Source organism: Psychromonas sp. SP041, from assembly GCF_000470315.2.
In the GTDB taxonomy this organism is placed as follows: Bacteria; Pseudomonadota; Gammaproteobacteria; order Enterobacterales; family Psychromonadaceae; genus Psychromonas.
Genome location: NZ_CBRF02000002.1, coordinates 66745 through 90689, shown reverse-complemented (window position 1 = coordinate 90689; position 23945 = coordinate 66745). Strand labels below are relative to the sequence as shown.

Genomic DNA, 23945 nt, shown 5'->3' with positions numbered 1-23945 from the left:
TAATTTTAATAATTTATTGACATTTATTTATGGCAGTAAAGCTGGACACCTTTCATAATGCTAATAATTTAACCCGCTAATAACTCATCTTCAGGGTATTTTAATAACGTAGGTTTTGCTCTGGCAAGCATATACGCTAATGTTAATGGCCCAATACGACCAATGATCATCACAACCACCATAATCAACTTACCTGCTTCAGATAACTCAGCGGTTAATCCAGCGGTTACCCCTACCGTAGCAAAGGCTGAAATCACCTCAAAAACGACCACATCAAAAGGTGCCTGCTCTGTTAACATCAATAAAAACATCGCAACCACGAGCACTAAAAAACTGACCACAATAATCGCTAAACATTTCGTTACCTTAGTCCAAGCAACGGTGCGTTTAAATAACACCACATGACTCTGTTGACGAAGAAAAGCCCATGTTGCAGCCATCGCCACCACGAAGGTAGACACTTTAATCCCCCCACCCGTAGACGTTGAACCCGCACCAATTAACATCAGCACCATCATCACCAATAAAGCAGGCTGCGTGAGCTGACTTAAATCAACACTGTTAAACCCAGCAGTACGTGCACTAGCCGATTGAAAAAACGCCGCTAGCCATTGGCTTGATAAAGGTAGTTCCGTGAAAGTGTGGTTGTTATGGTGCTCTAAAATCCATAAAAAGATGGTCCCTACCAATAATAAAACAGGTGTCGCCGTTAACATCACTTTACTGTGTAAGCTTAACGCCCAAAATCCCTTACGCCAATGTCGTTGTAGGTCAGAGATCACCGTAAACCCGAGCCCACCAAAAATGAATAAAGCAGCAATCGTAAAGATAACTAACGGATCACCAACGTAATCCATCATGCTATTACTGAATAACGAAAATCCAGCGTTATTAAAGGCAGAAACGGCATGAAAAAGAGAATAAAAAGCACCTTGCCACCACCCCATCTCCGGCACCCAACGAAAAGCTAATAGACAAGCCCCGATCACTTGAGCGATTAATGAGAAAATAATAATATGAATGGTTAATCGACGTATGTTTAACGAACCACTTTGCCCAAGCTCTTCTTGCGTTGCACTTCGTTGACGTAAGCTCAGGCGCAAACCAAACATATACAATAAAATAGCTGATAAAGTCATTTGACCTAACCCGCCTACTTCCATTAACAGCATCAATAAAATCTTACCTGATAAGGTAAAATGAGTCCCCGTATCAACCACGCCTAAGCCCGTCACACTAATCGCAGACGTAGCAGTAAACAAGGCATCCATAAAACTCAGCCCTGAAATAGAAAATAATGGCAACGTTAATAGGATCGCAGAAGGCAATAATATACCCAGAAAGCTAAGCAAGATAATGCGAGGTTCAGACCAACGTCGTTTACCTTGCCTATCTTTAAGGTCAATACTATTGCTTTTTTTAGCTAAGAGGCTCATCGATCTTTTTAAGAAGCTCAAAGGTATTTTAATTTTTGTTTTAACAGCACTTCTTCTCCGGCCACAATCAATATATCGTCAATTTCTAAACTCACACCATCATCAGGACGGTCGTGAATAGTCGCACCGCGTTTGTAAGCAAGTATTTTAATGCCATCAATATTGCTGCAAGGATGTTCATCAAGGCGTAGTCCTAAATGTTTTCCGCCAATAACAACTTCGGTAATAGCCAAACCACTGCCTAACACTAAGAAATCAAAAACATGTTTATAAAGCATGCTGCGCGCCACTCGAATACCCATGTCCCTTTCTGGGCTAATAATTTTATCAGCACCAATTTTTTGTAATATTTTGGCGTGAAATTTATTCTTCGCTTTCACCCAAACATTTTTAACACCCAACTCTTTCAACACTAACGTTGTTAACACACTGGTATTAATATCATCACCAATCGCGACCATTACAATATCGTATTCATCCAACTTTAATTCGGCGACCGTCTCTTCATCACTACAATCTGCAATAATGGCATGAGACGAGGTTTCAGCAGCTAATTTAACGCGTTCTTCATCAATATCTAAGGCCAGTACTTGTGCACCTTGATCCATCAACTCCTCACATAATGCTAAACCAAATCGACCTAAGCCAATCACAGCAAACTGCTTTTTCTCCATATTCATTGAGAACATAAATTCCACACCGTTTAAATTAAAAGTTAAGAAGCTCACTATAGATAAAATTCTGACGAGTCACTAGCACGCATGTCAAAACCTATTAAATAAAAAACCAGTTAAATAAACAACCAGCTAAATAAAAAACAGCTAAATAAAAAACAGCTAAAACACTAAACGCTTAAGTGCTTAGTTACGTCTTATCTACTTATTACAAATTAAAGCGATAAAAAAACCTACCGAAGTAGGTTTAGTAATGCGAATAAAGCAGTCTTAAGCTAACAATATAACCTTTAAGGCTAAAACGTTAAGACAACCTAACCTATTACGCTTAAAAACTAACTGAGGCTAGTTTCTCAAAGTAATCAGGGAATGTTTTAGACGTACATTTGGGATCGTTGATCGTCACAGGCGTACCGCTTAACGCCACTAATGAGAAACACATCGCAATACGATGATCATCATAAGTATCGATTTCAGCATGCTTGATTTGAGCAGGTGCCGTCACTTCAATAAAGTCATGGCCTTCTACCACTTCAGCGCCGACTTTACGCAACTCTGTTGCCATTGCATATAAACGATCCGTTTCTTTCACACGCCAGTTATAAACGTTAGTGATTTTCGTGGTGCCTTCAGCAAATAAAGCCGCTACCGCAATGGTCATCGCCGCATCAGGGATATGGTTCATATCCATATCAATGGCTTTAAGCTCGCCTTTGCTCGCTTTGATGTAATCATCGCCCCATTCAATATTCGCGCCCATTGCTTCCAATGCATCAGCAAATTGAATATCGCCTTGCACTGATTTTTTACCAATACCTGTTACTTTAATGCTGCCGCCGCCAATCGCTGCTGCCGCTAAAAAGTAAGAAGCCGATGAAGCATCACCTTCTACCAAGTAGTTGCCTGGCGATTGGTAAGTTTGTCCGCCTTTAATCACAAAGCTTTGGTACTCACCACCAACATTATCTACTTCAACACCAAAATCTTGCATAATTTGCAACGTGATTTTGATGTAAGGTTTTGATACTAATTCACCAACAATGTTAATTGTTGTATCTTCAGACGCCATTGGTGCAGACATTAAAAATGCCGTTAAGAATTGGCTGGAAACACTACCATCAATCGTAATAGTACCGCCTTTAAGGCCAGTTCCTTTGATTTTCAATGGTGGGTAGTTTTCATTTTTTAAGTAAATAACGTCAGCGCCCGCTTGCTTTAGAGAATCCACTAAAGAACCGATTGGACGCTCAAACATACGCGGCTCGCCCGTTAACGTATATTCACCTTTGCCTAAACATAATGCCGCACATAATGGGCGCATCGCCGTGCCTGCATTACCTAAAAACAACTCAATATCACCCAACTCTTGGGTATTGAATGCACGCCCTAACCCTTCAACAACACACTGTTTTTTATTTGCAGACAATTGGTAGTTAACACCCAATTTAGTTAATGCATTCAACATGTGACGGATATCATCACTGTCTAATAAGTTAGTTAATGTCGTGGTACCTGATGCTAATGCCGCTAACAATAAGGCACGATTTGACAGGCTTTTTGATCCCGGTAAATTAATTTCGCCATCGACTTTTTTAATCGGGTTTAATAATAACTGTTCCATTGTTTTCGTTTCTCTTATTGCAAATTTAAAACGTGAGTTAGTGCTTGTTTGAAGCGTTGATTTTCCGCTTCAGTACCAATACTGATACGCAAATGATTCGGCAAACCATATCCTGTGATCGGACGTACAATAACGCCTTCAAGTAGTAACTGTTGGTACACCTCGTCGCCCGTCTTGTTATCAGAAGCGTGGCTAACATTCACAGTAATAAAGTTACCCATTGATGGGATATACTCTAAATTATTCGCATCAAAAAAAGCACTTAAATCTTTCATGCCTGCATTATTCAACGCCACACTATCAGCTAGGTATTGCTCATCTTGTAAAATCGTTTCAGCAGCTTTTAAGGCCAATGCATTACAGTTAAAAGGCTGACGAACACGATTTAAAATATCGGCAATATCAGGATGTGAAATACTGTAACCCACACGTAAACCCGCTAAGCCATAAGCTTTAGAGAAAGTACGTGAAACGATTAAGTTAGGGAACTCAGCAATCCACGCAATGGCATTACCACGACGTTCGCTTGCGGCATATTCAAAGTAAGCTTCATCCAATACGACCAAGACAGTCGCCGGCACTTTTGCTAAAAAGTCCTTCAACTCAGCTTGCTCTAAAAACGTCCCCGTTGGGTTATTAGGGTTAGCAATAAAGATAAGCTTAGTATTGCCTGTGATAGCAGCTGCTATCGCTGGCAAATCATGACCGTAATCTTTTGCTTTAACCACCACCGCTTGCGCGCCAATCGCTTGTGTTACTAATGGATAAACAACAAATGCATGTTCAGCAAACATCACTTCATTCGTTGGTTCAACAAATGCACGTGCAATCAATTCTAATAAATCGTTAGAACCATTACCTAAAGTGACTTGATTGACGTCAACCGCATACTTGCTCGCTAGCGCTTGTTTTAAATAAAAACCATTAGCATCAGGGTAACGAGTTAATTCCGTTAACTCTTTCTGTAATACTAATTTTACTGATTCACTTAACCCTAATGGGTTTTCATTAGACGCGAGTTTAACGATATCCGTAATACCTAGTTCACGTTCTAATTCATCAGTGGGTTTACCTGCTTGGTACGGACGTAATTTCTGTACGCCAGTATTAGCCAAACTTAAAAAATCATTACTCATTCCAGTTCCTTACAATGAATCACTATTCTTTAGAGGCGCTTTTATAAAAAGGTAATATAAAAGCGCCTTTTATATTCGGTGTTTATCAACAATGCTTAAGCGTATTTCTTTTCAAAAACAGCCATAAAGTCCACTAGCGCTTGAACACCTTCAATCGGCATTGCGTTATAAATACTCGCACGCATACCGCCCACTAACTTGTGGCCTTTTAAGGTCACCAAACCAGCGGCTTTAGATTCACTTAAAAATGTTTCATTTAAGCTATCATCAGCCAATGTAAATGGAATATTCATACGGCTACGGACACTTGCATCAACATTGTTTGAATAGAATGAAGAGCTATCAATAGCGTTATAAAGTAACTCAGCTTTTGCAATATTGTTCTTTTCAACCGCTGCAATACCGCCCTGTGCTAATAACCATTTAAACACTAAACCTGCTAAGTACCATGAGTACGTTGGCGGTGTGTTGTACATCGAATCAAAGTCCGTTTGTACTTGGTAATCAAAAATAGACGGGATAGTTTGACGAGCATGACCAATTAAGTCATCACGAACAATCACAATCGATAAACCCGATGGACCGATATTTTTCTGTGCTCCAGCATAGATAACACCGAATTTTGAAACATCAATCGGACGAGACAAAATAGTTGAACTCATATCAGCAACTAATGGCACTACACCTGTTTCAGGCACATCAAAGATTTCAATCCCTTCAATGGTTTCATTCGGGCAATAATGAACATAAGCTGAACCTGCATTCACATTCCAATCATCAGAAGATTTAACACCAATTTTGCCGTCTTCAGTGGTTCGCATGATATTGGTTTCATGAATACGTGCATGTTTTTTAGCTTCAACTACCGCAGATTTAGACCACTGTCCCGTTAAAATGTAGTCAGCGTCTAGCTTGTCGCCTAATAAGTTAAATGGAACCGCAGCAAATTGACCGCGTCCACCACCATGACAAAACAACACTTTATAATTATCAGGAATCGCCATCAATTCACGCAAATCAAGCTCAGCTTGTTTTGCCATTGCAACATACTCAGGACTTCGGTGGCTGACTTCCATTACAGAAACGCCTGAACCTTGCCAGTTACAAAATTCACTTTGTGCCTGTTGCATTACTGCTTCAGGTAACATCGCAGGACCAGCACAAAAGTTATATATTTTTGTCATTGCTAACTCTCTATTGAATTTAAGTAATAAGTTGACTCTTTTAAAACAAAATAAGCGGCTATTGCCGCTTATTAAATCGTAACTAATCGTTATTCAGGTGCATCAGTTGGTTGCTCATCCGCATTATCTACTGCGTCTGATTCGCTTTCTTGTGTTTCACCTTCAACGGCCTCTAATACTGCAGGCTCTTCTATGACTAGTTCACCATTTTCATCGTAAACAGGCACATCTTTGATTTCTTCAATACGTTGTAATGCCACGATTTTTTCATCATCACGTGTTTTGATCAATGTAACACCTTGTGTATTACGACCCACAATTGACACGCCACTAACAGGTGTACGTACTAACGTACCACGGTTAGAGATTAACATGATTTCATCGTTATCATCGACTTGTACCGCGCCAACTACTTTACCGTTACGCTCGCTCACTTTAATTGAGATAACACCTTGCGTAGCACGACTCTTAGATGAGTAATCATTTAATGGCGTACGTTTACCGTAACCATTTTCAGTCGTTGTTAATATATGACCCGTTGCATTAGGTACGATTAATGAAACAACTTTACCGCCTTCGTTTAATTTAATACCACGAACACCCGTTGCCGTACGACCCATTGGACGAACACCTTTGAATTTAATCTCAGGGTTACCCTCTTCATCAAGTACAACATTACCTTCTTCATCAGTTACTTGGCTTTCTTCCGCTTCTTTAAAGCGAACCACTTTACCTGCATCTGAGAACAACATGATTTCGTTTGTACCATCCGTTAATGCCACACCGATTAGCTCATTATCATCATTTAGGTTAATCGCAATCAAACCACTTGAACGTGGGCGACTGTAAGCACTTAATGCGGTTTTCTTAACCGTACCGTTAGCCGTTGCCATGAACACATATTTATCATCTTCGTATTCACGTACTGGCAAGATTGCAGTAATACGTTCACCCTCTTCAAGCGGCAAGATATTCACAATCGGACGACCACGTGCTTGACGAGATGCCAATGGCAATTGGAATGTTTTCAACCAGTACAAACGGCCACGTGTAGAGAAACATAAAATCGTATCATGCGTACTTGCTACTAACAGTTTCTCAATGAAGTCTTCATCTTTCATCTTAGTCGCTGCTTTACCTTTACCACCACGACGCTGTGCTTCGTAATCTGATAACGGTTGGTACTTAACGTAACCTTCGTGAGAAAGTGTCACAACCACATCTTCTTCAACGATTAAATCTTCCATACATAAATCAGATTCACTTTCAGTGATTTCAGTACGACGTTCATCATCAAAGTTATCACGCACTTCTTCTAATTCTTCTTCAATCACTTCCATCAAACGCGCAGGACTTTCAAGAATGAATAATAGAGCTGCAATAATTTCTAATAACTCTTTGTACTCGCCTAAAATTTTCTCGTGCTCAAGACCCGTTAACTTGTGTAGGCGTAAATCTAGAATCGCTTGTGCTTGAATTTCAGTCATGAAATATTGATTATCACGAATACCAAATTCAATCGCTAAACCATCAGGACGAGCAGCATCAACACCACTTGCTTCTAACATAGAAGCAACAGCACCTAAATCCCAACCACGAGACTGTAGCGCTAATTTTGCTTCAGCTGGTGTTGGAGAGTTACGAATCATTTCAATGATAGCTTCAATGTTAACCAATGAAATCGCTAACCCTTCAAGGATATGTGCACGGTCACGTGCTTTACGTAATTCAAATACCGTACGACGTGTCACTACTTCACGACGATGCAGAATAAACGCTTCTAACATCTCTTTTAGGTTGAATAATTTTGGTTGACCGTGGTCAAGTGCAACCGCATTAATACCGAAGGTAACTTGCATTTGCGTTTGTGCATAAAGGTTGTTTAAAACCACTTCACCCACTTCGCCACGTTTAACTTCAACCACCATACGCATACCGTCTTTATCTGACTCGTCACGTAGTGCGCTGATGCCTTCAATTTTTTTATCTTTAACAAATTCCGCTATTTTTTCAATCAAACGTGCTTTGTTAACTTGGTACGGTAGCTCATGAACCACGATCGTTTCGCGACCGGTTTTTTCATTAACTTCAATGTCCGCTTTAGCGCGTACTTTAATTTTACCGCGACCCGTATGGTAAGCTTCAATAATACCTTTACGGCCATTGATGATGCCCGCTGTTGGGAAGTCAGGACCTGGGATATGCTCAATCAACTCATTGATCGTAATATCTTCATCTTTAATTAGCGCTAAACAAGCACTGATCACTTCACCTAAGTTATGAGGTGGAATGTTCGTTGCCATACCAACCGCAATACCCGATGAACCATTAATTAATAAGTTAGGGATTTTAGTCGGTAACACTTCAGGAATGAATTCAGTACCATCATAGTTAGGTACGTAATCAACCGTTTCTTTTTCTAAGTCAGCTAATAACTCATGTGCTAACTTCTGCATACGGATTTCCGTATAACGCATCGCTGCCGCGCTATCACCATCAACAGAACCGAAGTTACCTTGACCATCAACCAACATGTAACGTAGAGAGAAGTCTTGCGCCATACGAACAATCGTATCGTATACCGCAGTGTCGCCATGTGGATGGTATTTACCGATTACATCACCAACAACACGTGCTGATTTTTTGTAAGGTTTGTTCCAATCATTACGTAAAACATTCATCGCAAATAAAACACGACGATGAACTGGTTTTAGACCATCACGTACATCGGGTAATGCACGTCCTACGATCACGCTCATTGCATATTCAAGATAAGAATTCTTTAATTCATCTTCGATATTAATTGGGGAAACGTCAGAAGCAAATTCGCTCATAGAAACTTAAATCCTTAAATTAGTGGAAACAGACTGAATTTAGTAAGGGGTCGATAGTAGCACAAATGCACCTTGGCAGAAGCGTTTTAATCAGCAAAATCGTCTGAGAATCGTTTTATGGGACAATATGAGGTACTTATTAACTAACCGCTCATTTTTCATACAACCAAAGAGATATTTTAAAGCCCCTTAAAATCGCAAAATTAATCCCCCATCATTATTATTATCACGTTATAATCGCTGCTCTCAATTTGGTCAGGTAATCAATAGCGTAATAAGATCGCTACAACGACTGTTTTTTCTACAAATCACCATATAAAAACCGCAACTAAATAGGATGACAATAGCGTGGCTGAACAAAATCCATCACAGAATAACAAACCACAAGCAACTTCATTAAAAGACAATGTGCTAGAAGCGAATGTAGATCAGCAAGAAATTGAAAAGTTTTCTGCGATGGCAGAGCAATGGTGGGATCTAGAAGGCGACTTCAAACCACTACACCTATTGAACCCAACTCGCCTAGATTATATAGAGCAAGGCGTAGACGGACTCTTCGCAAAGAAAGTGGTTGATGTCGGTTGTGGTGGCGGTATTTTAGCGGAAAGCATGGCCATTAAAGGCGCAGAAGTGACGGGCATTGATATGGCACATGCCTCATTACAAATCGCCCGCTTACACGCATTAGAAACACAAACTAAAGTTGATTACCAAAAAACCACTGCAGAACAATTTGCCCAAACGCACCCACAAGCGTTCGATGTTGTGACTTGCATGGAAATGCTAGAGCACGTGCCCGACCCGGCATCCGTCATTCAAGCTTGTTGTGATTTGGTGAAACCAGGCGGCACCGTTTACTTCTCAACCATCAATAAAACATGGAAAGCGTACCTGATGATGATTTTAGGCGCAGAGCATGTGTTACGTTGGGTGCCAAAAGGCACACATGAATATGAGAAGTTTATTCGCCCTTCTCAGTTGTTGAATGCGATTGATGCAACGCAGTTACAGTGTGATGATTTGTGTGGAGTTGAGTACAGTCCGTTGTCGAATGATTTTAAGATCACGCAGAATGTGGATGTGAATTATATGTTGAAGTGTACGAAGGCGAGCTAGTTTTTCGTTGCTTGTTGTGTGTTGATTTTCGGGGGTAGGGTGAATTAGCCGACAGGCTAGTGTTATGAACGGAAGAGCTCTGCGATTCCTTTTTTCAGCCTGCATGTTTTTACTTTGTGTTGTGTTTTGTTATTTCTCGTCTGCGCTCGTCGGGTCAGTTTGATATTTCCAGCTTTGGATTTCCGCCCTAACGGCGTGTTACTTTCTTTTGCGTGCCCAAAAGAAAGTAACCAAAGAAAAAGGCACCCATAACGTTTTTTAATCTGAATAAATAACTGCCTTCTTTACGCACCGCTCAGACTCGACATCCATGTTTCGAACTGAGCTAGCAACGGCAGAGGGCACGCAGAGCTTAGCCCGCTCATAACAGTATGCTGTCGCATAATTCGCTCCATGCCTTAGCTTGCTAAAGGCAGTGATTGATTCAGAAAAACTTAACGGGGAAGTTATCGTAACAGCAGCATTGAACAAGGCCTTGTTACAGCTAAATCAAGAGTTGTTAGTTCAGTTTGTTAACTTAGTATTTGGCTTACGGATTATGGGGTTTCGGGGCGCTGGCTTCAGCCTGCTTGTTTTTACTTTCTGTTTTGTTATTTCTCGTCTGCGCTCGTCAGAACATTAACGTTTTAATTTACATTTATTTCGCCCTGTCCGCGAATTTATTTTCTCTAGACCCGTAGAGAACCTATGCCTACAAAGAGTTCAAAGAGACTGGCACTGAGTCGCTTTCTGATCCAACCAATTAACGTATTTTAAACGTACCATTTCGGACGTGCATCCATGCACTAGCCTCAACTACACCAAACATCCCGTTTGGTGTTACTAAAATGCGTTAATTATTTGGGAAAGCTTGACGGTGGAGAATTGTAGCTATGTGAGTATTAATTCCACCTAGCGAATTAATATTTAATCGCCATTATGATAATCAATATCATATTTTTGTTGGACGCAAGCAAACTGAATTGTTTTTATCACTCTTTCATTTGCTACTTTATATGCAGCAACTAATATCAATGCCACGAGAGTAATAAGGATTGCTAGAATAAACGATAAAAAATGTTCCATTATCGCAGTTTTGTTTGTAATTCCACCTTCAACATTTAGTAACACTCTTATCCCTAAATTAAAGAAAAGCATATATATTGCCCAAGACACACCAATGCCCCATTGATACAACTTAATTCGACTCTTAATACTTTCAAATAACAAGTTGAAGTTTTGCTCTAAAAGTTCTACTTCTTTTGATGTGTATATATCTTCCTCATTAATAAATCCTACAGTATCTATAATATGTTTTGAATTAACTCCCCCACTAATAAAAGTTGTAGGAACTGCAAATAAAATCAAAATCAAAGTTACAACGAAGCAAATGTAAATCATAAACGGTTTTACTGTTTCGATTAAGTCTATGGAACTAAAAAAAAATCCACTAACCGCTAATAGTGAGACTAATGTAAAGACAAAAAAAGGAATATGTTTAAATAAATCTTCAAAGCCCATAAACATATACTTAAATGGTAAAACTACATTCCTAGTAAACTTACTCCAAAATTTATACCGAGTTGATTGACTTAATAACAAAGCTTCAGTTTTTTCAATAATATTTTGAGCTGCATTAAACATATTTAACACTTATGATATAAGAATAAACTCAAATAATATCATTAAATATATATTTCTATGATTAAAAAACAATAAAAATTAAATTAATATTTTTAGGAAATATCAATATTTGTTTAAATAAATTAATTCAACATTTTAGGATAAGTCTCAAATGAAATTTATTGTAGTACCTAGCAATCAAAGAACTCCAAATGAAGCAATAAATACTGCTTATTTACATATTGATAATTGGAATGATTATTCATTTGTAACAATGTTTTATTTAACTCTTTTCGATGAGTTAGGAAAAAAACATGATTTAGGTAACATAAAAATTGGTTTTAAAGGACAAACTGGATAATTACATTAACTTGGTCATTTAATTACACCAGTTTTGTCAGTTGATAACATTTAGATTTGCCAGCTAATAACATTTTCCTCCGCCACTCAATATCATATTGACGTGGTCAACTAAATTCTCACAAACTAGTTAAGTTAATTTTCTAAAACATCCATTCATCGTTTCAAAATGACATGGGCGACAATATCCTCAAGTTTTAATTTCTGCGGTTCAATTCTTTGTAAATGATAAAGAGGCTTTGCTATGGTTAAAAACGCAAGTAAAAGCATTAGGAGGTAGGCTACCTATTGATATGCTATCAACTGATAAAGATGTTGAGATCGTTTTGAATGTCATTGGCAGACTTGAGCACGGTATTTTTAACTAAGCTTTTCAGGTTATTCTGCTGTAATACAAACGACTATCTCACTTCAATTAGCTTTCTAGGGCGCTTAGGGGCACAAACCGAGATAGGAGTTTGTGCTGGTTTACTCTAAATCAGTAGCCAAAATCACCGTACTACTGCAATGATAAATTATGTTACTGCTAATTGAATCCCTATCGCATGACTTACTTTAAATATGGTGTCCCATTTCGGCTGAGTTTTCCCGTTGAAAGTTTTATATAAACTTTCACGGCTTAGCCCTGTCACTTCTGCCACATCTGTAACTCCATGAGCTTTAACTAAATGGCCTAAAGCTGAAACAAAAACATTTGGATCATCATCTTCTAAACATTCGCGCAAGAAAGTATTAATTTCATCTTGCGTCTTCATGTAATCAAAAGGATTAAATGGGCTTGCTTTATTTGGCATTTTAAACATCCAATTCTTTCAGTAGCTTATGTGTTTTTTCAGTAGAATACTTCATACTGTTAATTGTAGCCTGTGGAATACAGGATGTGAAGTGCCTATAATCGTAATTTAGGGAGAGCATTTGAAATGGTTTGTATTCATCATTTGTTTGAAACAGATTTTTCCGTTAAAGCTAATTGTCATGGGGGTATTATGGTCACAATTTTATTAGTTTCTGAGACGCAAAGGGGCACAAAACGCCTTAGCATATTTGCTCGATTATCGGTTGGAATACCCAATTTATGCTGGTTTCCTCTCAATAGAGAGTAATAGCAAAAAGCAAGATCTGACCCTGCTTTTTCTTGACAATGTAAAAAAATGTTACTATAAATATGATATAAGAAGTTTTTTTATACTATTTAAACACTTAAAAAGTTAAAATTATGATTAAAATTTGCTTTGTTAGTTCTTTATCTCTTGTATTGATCTCATGTGCATCAACTCCTCCGCCTACACCAGAACCTACCTACGATAAAGAGGTAAGCCTAAACAATGCCCAAGAGGCTCTAGATGGTATTATTGCACTGATGAAACAAAGCTCAAATGAAGAAATAAAATTTCCTTATGCAAACCGTTCTCTAGAAAAATTTTGTGGGCCTCCCAATTTCCGTGCAGCCTCAATTAATAAAAATTTAATAGGTGAAAGTGCTCAAGATTTAAAACGCTTAATTAGTAATTATTTTCTGGTATTACATAATAGACACCAAATTGTATATGCAGGTAAAGGTTTTTTTGAAGGTGGTAGCGAGTATTGGTTTAAAAACTATTATATTGTTGGAGACGGATCTGTAGGAATAGAGCAATCTTTCTCTCTCAAGATTAATCCCAGAAAATATTATAACAAACCATGTGATAACCGTTGGCAAACTGAGTATCGCCTGTATGAATACATAAATATTCATAGATTGTCAAGTGGTAAATTTATCCCAATCAAATGGGAAGTCGCTATTAATAAAGATAAAAAAATAGTCAATATAAAGGACGTAAATCGTAACATAAAAAGCATCGAATATAGGATGTCAACAGCAATTAAGAATGGAAAAACCAATATAGATATAGACAATGAATCAAGAAATGAAAAGCAACTGGAGCGAGAAAGACTACGAGCCAAAATTGCTAAGAGTAAGCAAGAGACGGAAAATGCAAGCAGGAATAAATATTTACCAAATACTACGCAAAATGTATTAAATTCGGTAAGCAATAATACCTTATCATTAAATGGCGGAAGTAGAGTTCAGCAACAAAATGTACAATATTACTCGACTATATCCAAATTTAAAATGCCAGCAGGCACTTTTCAGTCTTGTGGTAAACCATTCACATCTATGTATGAATTAGAAAAACGTTTTCGTTCTGAGTGCAAAACACGCTTCGGCAGTACACAAACAGTAATACAGCAATGTGCGCAACAAAGTAGTGCGAAAGCCAGCGACACCTTTATTGAAAAATATAGAAACTGGTTTGGTCGTAGCTGCAAATTAACATCAGAGAAATCAACAGGAAAATCGGATTATGAGAAATAAACAAAAGAAAACTAATGAGTCCTATAGGGGCATCTGATACCCGCGTTTTAATTTTAAACTTCAATGACAAAATTAGAAAACGTATATTTTTGATATATGTGTTTTAAAGCTAAATGAATTTAGCCATGAACTTAACCTATTGCATACTAGAGAACAACCTGACCTTATTTGACAAAGGCTTCTGAACATTAGGTTTATTACATGATTGGTAGAGCAAAGGAAAAAATACACACTCATTACTTCCCCTCTCTATAGTTTGATAGCTGTATTGATAGACTAAAGAACAGCTTTTTAGAGAAAATCATTCCGTATTTACGGTGGAAAGGCAGAATTAAAGATTTGACCATAATATATAAAACCATTATGAACGCTTTTCCCTTAAGGGAGCAAAAAACTCATTTTTATTAATTTGCTCGATAAAACAACCGTACCTCGCTAAGGGGGCGTTAGCGGCTTAACCTTCTATGGTGCTTCGGTGTACAAAGCAACTTAGATCATTTACCTTCATAGACAAAAAAGCTACTCATTTAGGTAGCCTCTAATTGCCGCGTTTAACGGGTGTTATGGTAAATACAGGTAAAGACACTAATCAAACTCAACGGCTAGTTAAGTGTTACTGCAACCTAGTTGAGCTAGTCATTCATTAGTTATCTGAATACATCATCACCAAACATTTCATAATCATGAATAAATGCTTCAAACTGCTTTGAATTTGCTGCTTTGTCTGGATTCTTAAGAATGAATTCTTCAAACTTTTTACCATCTTTTTCAGTAATAGCTTTACTTTTAGCACTGATTTCTTCTGTTTTTTCTACTATATAGCTTATAAATCCTTCGGGCCACCAATAATCTCTTGGCTTTATTTTCCCTGATTTTTCTCTAATTTGGCTTGAACGCATATCTTGCGATTCTGAAGACTTAACAACACCTAGAATGATAAAGCGTGGTAGCTTTGTATATATATAAATATTTTCCGAGTTGTTGATAATATCCATAGCCATGACTCGTAGAAAATATCTGTTTATATTAGGCGGTAGCCCTGCCTGAGTCGTTGACTCTATCTCTTCTAGTGGGAATACATGCTGTTTATAGTGTTCTAAATATTTATTCTCTCCAAGAAGGTATTTTGCAAGGTGGGATTCAGCCGCGTCAAGAAGCTTATAATCCTCATCGCTGCCTTTTAACTCTGGGTTCTTGCTACGTATATAGGTCAACGTACGCCACGAAATGGAAGCACAAAACTTTGGCATCCAGTTTTCATATGAAGCTTTAGACTTATTATCATCTACGAAGGGATGAAATATATTGTTGGCGAACTGTCTTTCCCAGTTAGAGAATAACCCTTCACACTCTCCACATAGCCAATATTCCTTGGCTATGTCTTGTTTCCTTTTATGGATATCGTTGTTCTCACGCAAAAAACCAGTAATAGACGTTTTTTTTATCCATTTCCCTATGAATTTCGGAATGAAGTGGCTTTCTTTAAGGGTGCCTTCCTTATTGCATAATTTGCATATTCCTTGCATCGAACTCTCCTGTGTGCAGATAACGCCTTGCTCACCACCTGTATCGAGTCAGGGCACAGCAACTTGTATGTTTATTTTTTAGGTGACGAACTTAATACATTAGAAACCCATTTATCAAATTCATTTCGTTTTTCAAATGAATAAATATCAAATTCAACAGGAAACATCGTCTTGAATTTTTCATTAAATTCTTCTGGTGAGAATTCACCTTGCAGAGAATTTTTGACTCTTCCAAGCTTTTGGTTTGTGTCTTTAACCAAATGTCCCTTTCTCTTTTGGGGTAGCTTCACGTTCTCGCCAAATGCTTGAAGCTTCAAAAGACTTAAAAGTGCTGGACACCCATAAACGCTATAACGCGGACATCCATTAATTAAAACTAAGAAAAATGCGGACATCCATTAATTTAAACAACCAAAAACAAACCTATTTTCATTAGTGAAAAATAAAAGTAATTACGAAATTAGTTTATTTAATCGTTAAATATATAAATTTGAGGGAGTTTGTGACAAATAATAGCGTTTTCAAATATGAAAAATTTTAGCGGTAGCTAATTGAAGAGTATATTATTTTGTGAATAAAAAATGCACTGGTTAATGCAGTCGTAATTGATTCTTACTCGCTATCCAGCGTTTACCTGTGTTGCTTGCATAAGCCGCTAATGCTTCTAACGAACCCACTGCTCCGTGATAATCTTTACCAAAACTACTCGCTAGTGATAACCAACTATCATCATCTAAACTAAGCATTGATAATAACTTAGGTCGTTGATTTGAAATAGCACCTCGTTTATCTTCCCTTATTATTCGCCCACTCCAATCAACTAACTCAATATAGTCTAATAATGAAAATGGGAGACCTTGTGTGTTCTTTTCAGCATGATGTTGGTTCTCATCACCCACAAAGCCAAATAAAGGCTTTTTAATAAAAGGGTACTCCTGTGGCTTTTCATGCTGTTGGGCAACACCATGAATGCGTTCGTAAGCAGATGTATATTCTGACGTTTCTACACTGACAGTCATTTTTGCTCGTACTGGGTTTAAATCAACATAAGCCATGCAAGTTAATAACGCATCTTCGTCTAATAGTGCTTGAGATTTAAATCGGCCTTCCCAAAAACGTCCTGAGCACTCATCTTCTTTATTGGCTTTACGCGCAATGAATTCATTTAAACAGCGCATAAACCATGAAATATCCACTAATCTTCCTCTCCATCCTTCGATAATAGCTAATGCGGCTTTGTTTTCAGCCTCAGATACTATTTGCTCTGATTGCCAACGCTCAACGAGTATAGGTTTTGAATAAAGCTGACACCAGCGTTCACAAACCTCTTCATGACTTAAGCTTTCGTTAAGCGCCTCGTCAATATGTAATACAAGGTGATAGTGGTTAGACATGATAGCGTAGGCGCAAATATCGATATTAAACAGAAAGGCTAGATAATGCATGCGTTCAACAACCCATTGTCGTCTATGTTCAAATGATTTTTCCGTGTATTTATCTTCTCCACACAAATAAGCTCGACGAACACAGCGAGAAATACAATGGTAATAAGGGGTATCAGATAACGATACTTGAGATTGGCGAGATTGAGTCATAACGAACTACCTCCTAGATGCAGAAATAAGCATTTCTAAAAGATAGTCTAAGCATTACAATTATTCAAATAGATGGGTGTCCGCGATTTCTTTCCACTACGAGAGAGCGTCCATATATGTCCGCGATTTCTTTCCTGCGATTTCTTTCCTTTGGTGACTTTTATTTATCGACATATGACTCACTGCGTTGAAGATAGTCATTAAATCAATAAAACGTAAAAAATAGATTTTATAATCTGTGTGACGCAATACAGTTTACTCCCCTAAATTAATGAAAAACATGATGTATAGCTAATGATTGTATCTCGTTATTAGTAATCAATATCACCTAAGCGTAGTGTGACTGCGTTGAAATACAGAGTGTTTTTTAAATAGTGACGACAGGGATTAATAATGAAAAAAACTGCTAATGCCACACTTGAGCAAGAATCAAAAAACAAAAAAAATAAAGATCAGCTGAATTACGAGCAAAAGCACAAACCGAGTTCAGACTTTAATACACGAGAAGAATACTTAGAGCACGAATTACAAATAATGGCGCCTAAACGTTGGCGACCAAACTTACCTTTTAAAGACTACCGTTTTGAAATAGAAGATACCATTCCAGCAATGGCCGCGACGATAGGTAAAATAGTGATGGTGGGTGCAATAGCCGCAACCTTTGCTTTACCACTTGGCCTTGATGAAGGTTTTGTGTTAGAAAATGTCCGTTATGAGCTATTAATTGTTTCTATATTTATTGTTCTTTTTTCCGGATTTTTACTGCCAACGGCCAACTTAGCGGGTACTCATGGCCCGCTCATTCCACTTATTCCAATTGTAGTTGCTGCTGGCGGACACCCGATGGCATTTGGTTTACTGATTGGAGCGTTTGGTTTAATTTTAGCGGTTAGTAAAGGCGGAAGTCGATTAGCAAACCTCACCAGCAAAGGTGTGTGTGGTGGATTACTGTTATATCTTGGTTTTGTAGGGACTATTTCTCAAGTTAAAAAGTTACTGGCTTGGGGGGATGATATTGGTATGTCACACATCCCTTTTGTCGTTATTATTTGTACTATTTTGCTGTATGCATTACTTGAACATTGGAAAAAACGTTGGTTAGCAGTACCGTTAAGCTGTTTGTTAGGAGGCACGATTGCTTTTGCAATGGGCGCGCCCTTTGAGTTTATTACTGACCCTGGCTTACCACATCTGAGCCCAACGTATTGGTGGGGAGAAAATACTGGTTGGATGTTAGGTTTACCGACAGTAGAAAGTTTTGTGGTTGTATTACCTTTTGCTATTTTAGCAGTGGCAATGTGGTCACCTGATTTCTTGGGACATCAAGTATTTCAAAAAATCAGTTACCCTGAGCGTACTGAAAAAGTACAAATGAATATAGATGATACGATGACCACTGCGTCTATTCGCCAAGTGTTTGGCTCCCTTTTAGGTGGGTCTAACTTTACGTCATCATGGGGAACTTATTTAATACCTGCCGCAATTGCTAAACGCCCTATTCCTGCTGGCGCTTTATTGACCGCGCTGTTTTGTGTGATAGCAGCGATATGGGGATATCCTATGGATTTAGCGATATGGCAACCTGTATTGTGCGTTGCATTAATCGTAGGTGTTTTTATCCCATTACTTGAAGCAGGCATGGAAATGACGCGTGAAGGTAAGACGACGCAATCAGCCGCTATTGTTGTCTTTGCATCTACTCTTGTTAACCCTGCTTTTGGTTGGTCCCTTACTATGTTGCTTGATAATCTTGGTTTAATTGGTTGTAAAGAACGTAGTGCCAAATTAAGCCAAATGAATCGTTGGATTATACCGGGTATTATGTTCGTAGTATTAACAACCGTAATGGCTGCAGTAGGCATGTTACCTGGCATTCCTGCATTAATATCGAGCTTCCGTCATTGATTGCGCTAAGATGAAAAACATATTCTATTGGTTGGACTCACTTTATTAATGGAAACCTGCTTTTTCTTTAGTTATCGAATGGCCGTTATAATGCCTGACGCAATGTCAGGCATTACTTAAATAATTAAAAAATTAAATAATACAAAGCTCAAAAAGTACTTTCACTGCCCTTTTTGTTATTAGTTCAGGTATACCTGTTTCTTTATTATGATTATTTAAACTTAATTACGTTAGCCCCTCGTTCATACAAACTAAAAGGGGTTGCTTTTAAAATATCAACTTGCCAATGAGCCCCTACACACTATAGGATTTTTTATGATTGCATCTTTCAGATAGGTGTATATATTATCGCCTTTTAACTTTACTAAGTTGGGCTTTATGGAACGTTTTATTGAAAACCTTATTTACTCTTCTCGCTGGCTTTTAGCGCCTATATATGCGGGGTTGTCATTAGGTTTATTAGCTTTATCAATCAAGTTTTTTCAGGAATTAATTCATTTATTACCTAATATTTTGAGTGTGACTGAAAATGATCTTATTTTATTATTATTATCACTGATCGATATGACACTAGTCGGTGGTTTACTGGTTATGGTGATGTTTGCAGGGTATGAAAATTTTGTATCTAAGTTGGATATTGACGAAAGTAAAGAAAAGCTTTCTTGGTTAGGCACAATCGATTCTGGGTCGCTTAAAAATAAAGTAGCCGCGGCCATTGTTGCTATTTCATCAATTCATCTTTTACGTGTATTTATGGACGCAGAAAATATTGCTAATGATAAACTGATGTGGTTTGTGATCATACACTTAACGTTTGTACTCTCTGCTTTTGTAATGGGGTATTTAGACAACGTATCGCAAAAGAACAAAAAGTATTAATACATGATTAATGAGCGTTAAAGCAAAAAAAATTCGCTAATATAAATCTATCTAGAAAGGCCTATGCGTTGAAACCAAGGCCTTTTTAATTTTTAGCCTAAGTAATTAACTACTCCATATAATCTTTCTCAACAAGCTACTTTTAAAAGCAATAGACCAGCCTCATTATGAACTTTACACATAAATAAAAAACGCAACAATTAACAAGTAAACTGTTCTGCTATTTTCCTTACCACCTTTTGGCTTATCGGATTGTGTTCATGATTAGCATGTAATGAAACAATAACTAAAATGCAGATCTGAATTATATATTGAAGTATGCGAAAGTTGGGTAACGCGTTTTATTTAATAATGATTGAATAATTAGCATCAGGTTATCTATTTAAAAATGAAATAGCCTGTGCCATTAATGATAAAAATAACCACCTTTCATTAAGACTAAATGCCCAATAAAAGATGGCTATGGATACAACAAATGATTAATGCAGTAGATTATTAATAAATAAAACAATTATTCGCGATCAAAGGTAATACTATAACTATCAGTTTCTCCTGGCTCAGTAATTTCATAAGTCATCACATCACCAGTAACATCAATAAATAAAGAATTTATATCAGACAAACCAGCTTCCCCATTTTCATCAAAGATAAGGTTTGTAATATTAAATTCTCTTGTTTCATTATTTAGCCCATAACTAGCCCACTCAATACCTGCGGGTGAATCGATAACTTCTATATGAAGATATGTTCCATCATTTAAATATATAAAACCTAATAAATCATCATCTCCTGTATCTGAAATCCAAGTACCTAGTAAACCTTCAGATTCAATGCGCTCAAATTCAATAGGCTCAACAACATCGCTTGCAATAATGGTTAATTGATCACCAGAAACTTGTGCAGTTATTGTTTCTACATCGCTAAGTCCAGTGTCACCATTTGAATCAAAAGTTTGAGTCGTAGTAATAATGCCCGTTTCACTATCTAGGCTGTAAGCCCCCCATTCCATTCCACTATCTTCATCTAAGTCTGTTATATCAATTTCTGCATGAACATAGGTGCCATCGTCAAAGAAGATCAATAATAATAAATCATTTACATCGTCAATTGCCCTCCAAGTACCGACAATAGTAGAGCTAGCGATAAATTCTACACCTTCATCAACTAATGTTTCTTCGAAATGTGCAATGGCCTGACTTTCAGAAATTAACATTGTATTTGTTGAACCAGAATGACTAATTAACCCAGTAACATCTTCTGAGGACTCAAACTCATCTACAGGTAAATCAAAATTAACCGGAGTCGCTACTTCTTTTGCGGTGTCAGAAATCATAATACCATTACTTGGATCGCCGTCCTCATCAATCGACTGAAGTAAACGTATAATATTAATAACTTTAGGGTCAGATGTGTCAGTAGAATTAGCGATATCTAATGGTGTTATTGTCGATGACGCATCCACAGATGGGAGCGCTAAATCACCAATAAAGAATATAACTGATTCGCCTTCTACATAATCGAACTTGCCTGACTCATCTGTAACCCCTTCTAATGTCTCCGTTTTATAACCGATATTTATCACTGCACTATCTAAAAAAACACCTTCACTTGGGTCCGATTCATTTGAATCACTATCGCTACTACCTCCACAACCTGTTAACGATAATGATGCGCTTAATAATAAAAAATAAATGCTTTTCATAACCTTCTCCTTTTTAAGTTTAGAAAATTTCATATTTTATTGTGTTGCATACATAGCGAGTAAACATAATAATTACGCTATTGTTAATGCAGCTTATTCCTTTAAGCCTTAAATTAGTGACTCTTTCATAGTGTTAAATATATAGAGACCACAAAATGATGACTCATACAAACTAAAACACAAACCTGTACAAAAATTAACCAAAAACGAAAAAGAACTATAAATATGAGCCATAGATCAAAAAAAAGACTTTTTGATCAAATTTAAATAAACCACAATGAAATGAGTCTTATAATTGTTACTTTTACTTAAAAAGTGTTAATAAGTTGTGGACACCCACTCATTGCGTTAAGAAATATCAATTAGTTACGATAAAACATTACTCAATGTGGTTACAACAAGCCCCTCCGTCTCGTTTTTCTGAAACAAGAAATGCCTTTAGCAAGGTTAGGTAGCGAATTATACGCCATTATTGTGTCCTGAGCAGACGTGCTAGCTCAGCTCGCCACAGGGATGTGGCGTATGAGCGGTACGTAAAGAAGGCAGTTATTACTATATTTCCAAAAGAGTAGATTAAAAAAACGAATCGGAGGTCAGTCTTTTTTGCGTGTTGTGGGTAAAAAGTTTCTTCTGACAAGAAAAAGTAGAGTCGCAGACAGGGCGAAAACACTGTAAATAATATTCAAGCTGGCTGGATGAGCGCAGACGAATTTAAAAGAAAATTAAAGCCAACGCCCATAAAATGTTATTTGATATAACCCCCTACAGCTTGAATAGGAGTTAAACTGTTCTCTTTACTTACCCATGCGCTAATCGCCTGTGCTTGTTCTATATGTGCACCTTTAGATAAGTTCAACGTCGCTACCCATTGATTGTTTTCAAATGTCATCGGGATTTTTTGCCAATCTAACGCCACAAATTCATGGTGTAGTTGCTTATTACTGTTTTCACCACGTTTCACATCACTCTTTAATCCCATCCCTAATGGTGCAACGGATAAAATCAATGGCTTATTTTTATCTGCAATAAATCCTTTGTCAGGTGAAAATACCGCTTTAACTTCGTGCTGAGAATCTGATGCTTGATAATCTATTTTTAAATTACCAATTGAGTTTTTTGCAAAGGCATCTACGCCACTTTCTATAGAACGCCCTCTAAAGAAACCTTTCCATTCATTCCCCGAAATAATGAAGTTTGGTGTGTAAGCGCCTCTACGACCACTTTCTGATAACAAGTTATATTGCCTAGTGGTATATTCTGGAGTAGCAAAGGGATCTTTCCACCCTAATCGATCCCAATAATCGACATGAAAAGCGACAGGAACAAATTTTTTAAATAATTGTGGACTATCCAACAACTGACTCAATTTTTCATCGGCAGGTGGGCAAGAATGGCAACCTTCAGAACTAAAAAGTTCAACTAACGCAACAGAATCAACTCCACTATTAAACGTTTCGGCTAATACTTGTTGTTGACCGAACATAGCAATGGTTAACAAACCAGATGTAATTAATTTTTTCATAATGACCTCTTTCATAACGAGAAGATTTAACTTATTTTTCACTTCATTTTTCTATTGAAATGCCTAAATAGACTTAAAAGATGCAGTCAGATCTTTATTTTAAATTTCCCAGTTAACAAAAACTAAACTCAACCGAAATATGTAAAATAAATGCAATTCAATCGATATTTAGTTGATTGAACATGATCGTGTTTGATTAAAATCTTTGATGTCACGTTTAATAGACCAAGCAGGAAGGAGTTTGATTTCATTAAAAATAAAAAATGACTATTTTAACGACAATGTTGATGTGATAAACCACTTAAAGTTAACGATAAAAACTGACTCAATATGGCTACAATTTCTCCCTCTAACTTTCCCAATCAATTAATTTATTTTGTAATTCAAAGCTGAACATCTGAAAAATAATACGAATAAAATCAATTAATTACAAAAATACTTATTCAACCTGGCTACATTCACTCTCCTTGATTGAGTTTTTCTAAATCAATGGCGGC

The 23945-nt window shown here is 37.3% G+C and carries 19 protein-coding genes; 6 read left to right on the top strand and 13 right to left on the bottom strand.

Going from position 1 to position 23945, the window contains the following annotated elements; genetic code table 11:
- Positions 1–68: 68 nt before the first annotated feature.
- The 6 genes from SP041_RS01795 to gyrA all read right to left on the bottom strand — a co-directional run bounded on the left by SP041_RS01795 (position 69) and on the right by gyrA (position 8885).
- On the bottom strand, positions 69–1436 hold the full coding sequence (locus SP041_RS01795) for a TrkH family potassium uptake protein (RefSeq protein ID WP_025562449.1): 1368 nt from the start codon (positions 1434–1436) through the stop codon (positions 69–71).
- A gap of 17 nt (positions 1437–1453) precedes the next feature.
- The gene (locus tag SP041_RS01790; protein ID WP_240791398.1) at positions 1454–2125 is read right to left on the bottom strand and encodes a TrkA family potassium uptake protein; all 672 of its coding nucleotides are present in this window, start codon (positions 2123–2125) and stop codon (positions 1454–1456) included.
- A 313-nt stretch (positions 2126–2438) separates the two neighbouring features.
- Positions 2439–3731, bottom strand: a complete 1293-nt coding sequence (gene aroA / locus SP041_RS01785; protein WP_025562446.1) for a 3-phosphoshikimate 1-carboxyvinyltransferase — start codon at positions 3729–3731, stop codon at positions 2439–2441.
- A gap of 14 nt (positions 3732–3745) precedes the next feature.
- Positions 3746–4867 (bottom strand): histidinol-phosphate transaminase, encoded by a 1122-nt coding sequence (gene hisC / locus SP041_RS01780; RefSeq protein ID WP_025562445.1) that lies wholly within the window; start codon positions 4865–4867, stop codon positions 3746–3748.
- 95 nt (positions 4868–4962) lie between these two features.
- Entirely contained in the window at positions 4963–6051 is a 1089-nt protein-coding gene (gene serC, locus SP041_RS01775) for a 3-phosphoserine/phosphohydroxythreonine transaminase (protein ID WP_025562444.1), read from the bottom strand.
- A gap of 89 nt (positions 6052–6140) precedes the next feature.
- Complete coding sequence (gyrA, locus tag SP041_RS01770; RefSeq protein ID WP_025562443.1) at positions 6141–8885, bottom strand: DNA topoisomerase (ATP-hydrolyzing) subunit A; 2745 nt, start codon at positions 8883–8885, stop codon at positions 6141–6143.
- 408 nt (positions 8886–9293) lie between these two features.
- Between gyrA and ubiG the strand changes: the two genes are divergently transcribed.
- Entirely contained in the window at positions 9294–10001 is a 708-nt protein-coding gene (gene ubiG, locus SP041_RS01765) for a bifunctional 2-polyprenyl-6-hydroxyphenol methylase/3-demethylubiquinol 3-O-methyltransferase UbiG (protein ID WP_037047649.1), read from the top strand.
- Between the two features lie 415 nt (positions 10002–10416).
- Positions 10417–10623, top strand: coding sequence for a hypothetical protein (locus SP041_RS01760; RefSeq protein ID WP_137297281.1), 207 nt, complete (start codon positions 10417–10419; stop codon positions 10621–10623).
- Between the two features lie 284 nt (positions 10624–10907).
- Here the strand turns inward: SP041_RS01760 and SP041_RS01755 are convergent, their stop codons facing one another.
- Entirely contained in the window at positions 10908–11624 is a 717-nt protein-coding gene (locus tag SP041_RS01755; RefSeq protein WP_025562441.1) for a hypothetical protein, read from the bottom strand.
- A 151-nt stretch (positions 11625–11775) separates the two neighbouring features.
- Here SP041_RS01755 and SP041_RS01750 point away from each other — a divergent pair, with 151 nt between their 5' ends.
- Positions 11776–11964, top strand: a complete 189-nt coding sequence (locus SP041_RS01750) for a hypothetical protein (RefSeq protein ID WP_025562440.1) — start codon at positions 11776–11778, stop codon at positions 11962–11964.
- A gap of 514 nt (positions 11965–12478) precedes the next feature.
- Here the strand turns inward: SP041_RS01750 and SP041_RS01740 are convergent.
- Entirely contained in the window at positions 12479–12757 is a 279-nt protein-coding gene (locus tag SP041_RS01740; protein ID WP_025562439.1) for an addiction module antidote protein, read from the bottom strand.
- 422 nt (positions 12758–13179) lie between these two features.
- On the opposite strand from SP041_RS01740, the gene SP041_RS01735 reads away from it, so the two are divergent.
- On the top strand, positions 13180–14319 hold the full coding sequence (locus SP041_RS01735; protein ID WP_025562438.1) for a hypothetical protein: 1140 nt from the start codon (positions 13180–13182) through the stop codon (positions 14317–14319).
- A gap of 647 nt (positions 14320–14966) precedes the next feature.
- Here SP041_RS01735 and SP041_RS01730 read toward each other — a convergent pair.
- From SP041_RS01730 to SP041_RS01720, 3 genes are all read right to left on the bottom strand, one after another.
- Positions 14967–15845, bottom strand: coding sequence for a hypothetical protein (locus SP041_RS01730; RefSeq protein ID WP_025562437.1), 879 nt, complete (start codon positions 15843–15845; stop codon positions 14967–14969).
- 71 nt (positions 15846–15916) lie between these two features.
- Entirely contained in the window at positions 15917–16135 is a 219-nt protein-coding gene (locus SP041_RS01725) for a hypothetical protein (protein ID WP_137297280.1), read from the bottom strand.
- A 300-nt stretch (positions 16136–16435) separates the two neighbouring features.
- Positions 16436–17440 (bottom strand): transposase, encoded by a 1005-nt coding sequence (locus SP041_RS01720; RefSeq protein ID WP_137297279.1) that lies wholly within the window; start codon positions 17438–17440, stop codon positions 16436–16438.
- A 393-nt stretch (positions 17441–17833) separates the two neighbouring features.
- On the opposite strand from SP041_RS01720, the gene SP041_RS01715 reads away from it, so the two are divergent.
- Positions 17834–19345, top strand: coding sequence for a DUF3360 family protein (locus tag SP041_RS01715; protein ID WP_025562433.1), 1512 nt, complete (start codon positions 17834–17836; stop codon positions 19343–19345).
- 378 nt (positions 19346–19723) lie between these two features.
- Positions 19724–20224 carry a TIGR00645 family protein gene (locus SP041_RS01710; protein WP_025562432.1) on the top strand — a complete coding sequence of 167 codons (501 nt, stop codon included), beginning with the start codon at positions 19724–19726 and terminating at the stop codon, positions 20222–20224.
- A gap of 511 nt (positions 20225–20735) precedes the next feature.
- On the opposite strand, the gene SP041_RS01705 is transcribed toward SP041_RS01710, so the two are convergent.
- Both SP041_RS01705 and SP041_RS01700 read right to left on the bottom strand, forming a co-directional pair.
- Positions 20736–21926: a hypothetical protein gene (locus tag SP041_RS01705; protein WP_025562431.1), complete on the bottom strand. Its 1191-nt coding sequence runs from the start codon at positions 21924–21926 to the stop codon at positions 20736–20738.
- A gap of 745 nt (positions 21927–22671) precedes the next feature.
- Positions 22672–23448: a DUF1223 domain-containing protein gene (locus tag SP041_RS01700; protein WP_025562430.1), complete on the bottom strand. Its 777-nt coding sequence runs from the start codon at positions 23446–23448 to the stop codon at positions 22672–22674.
- Positions 23449–23945: the final 497 nt, after the last annotated feature.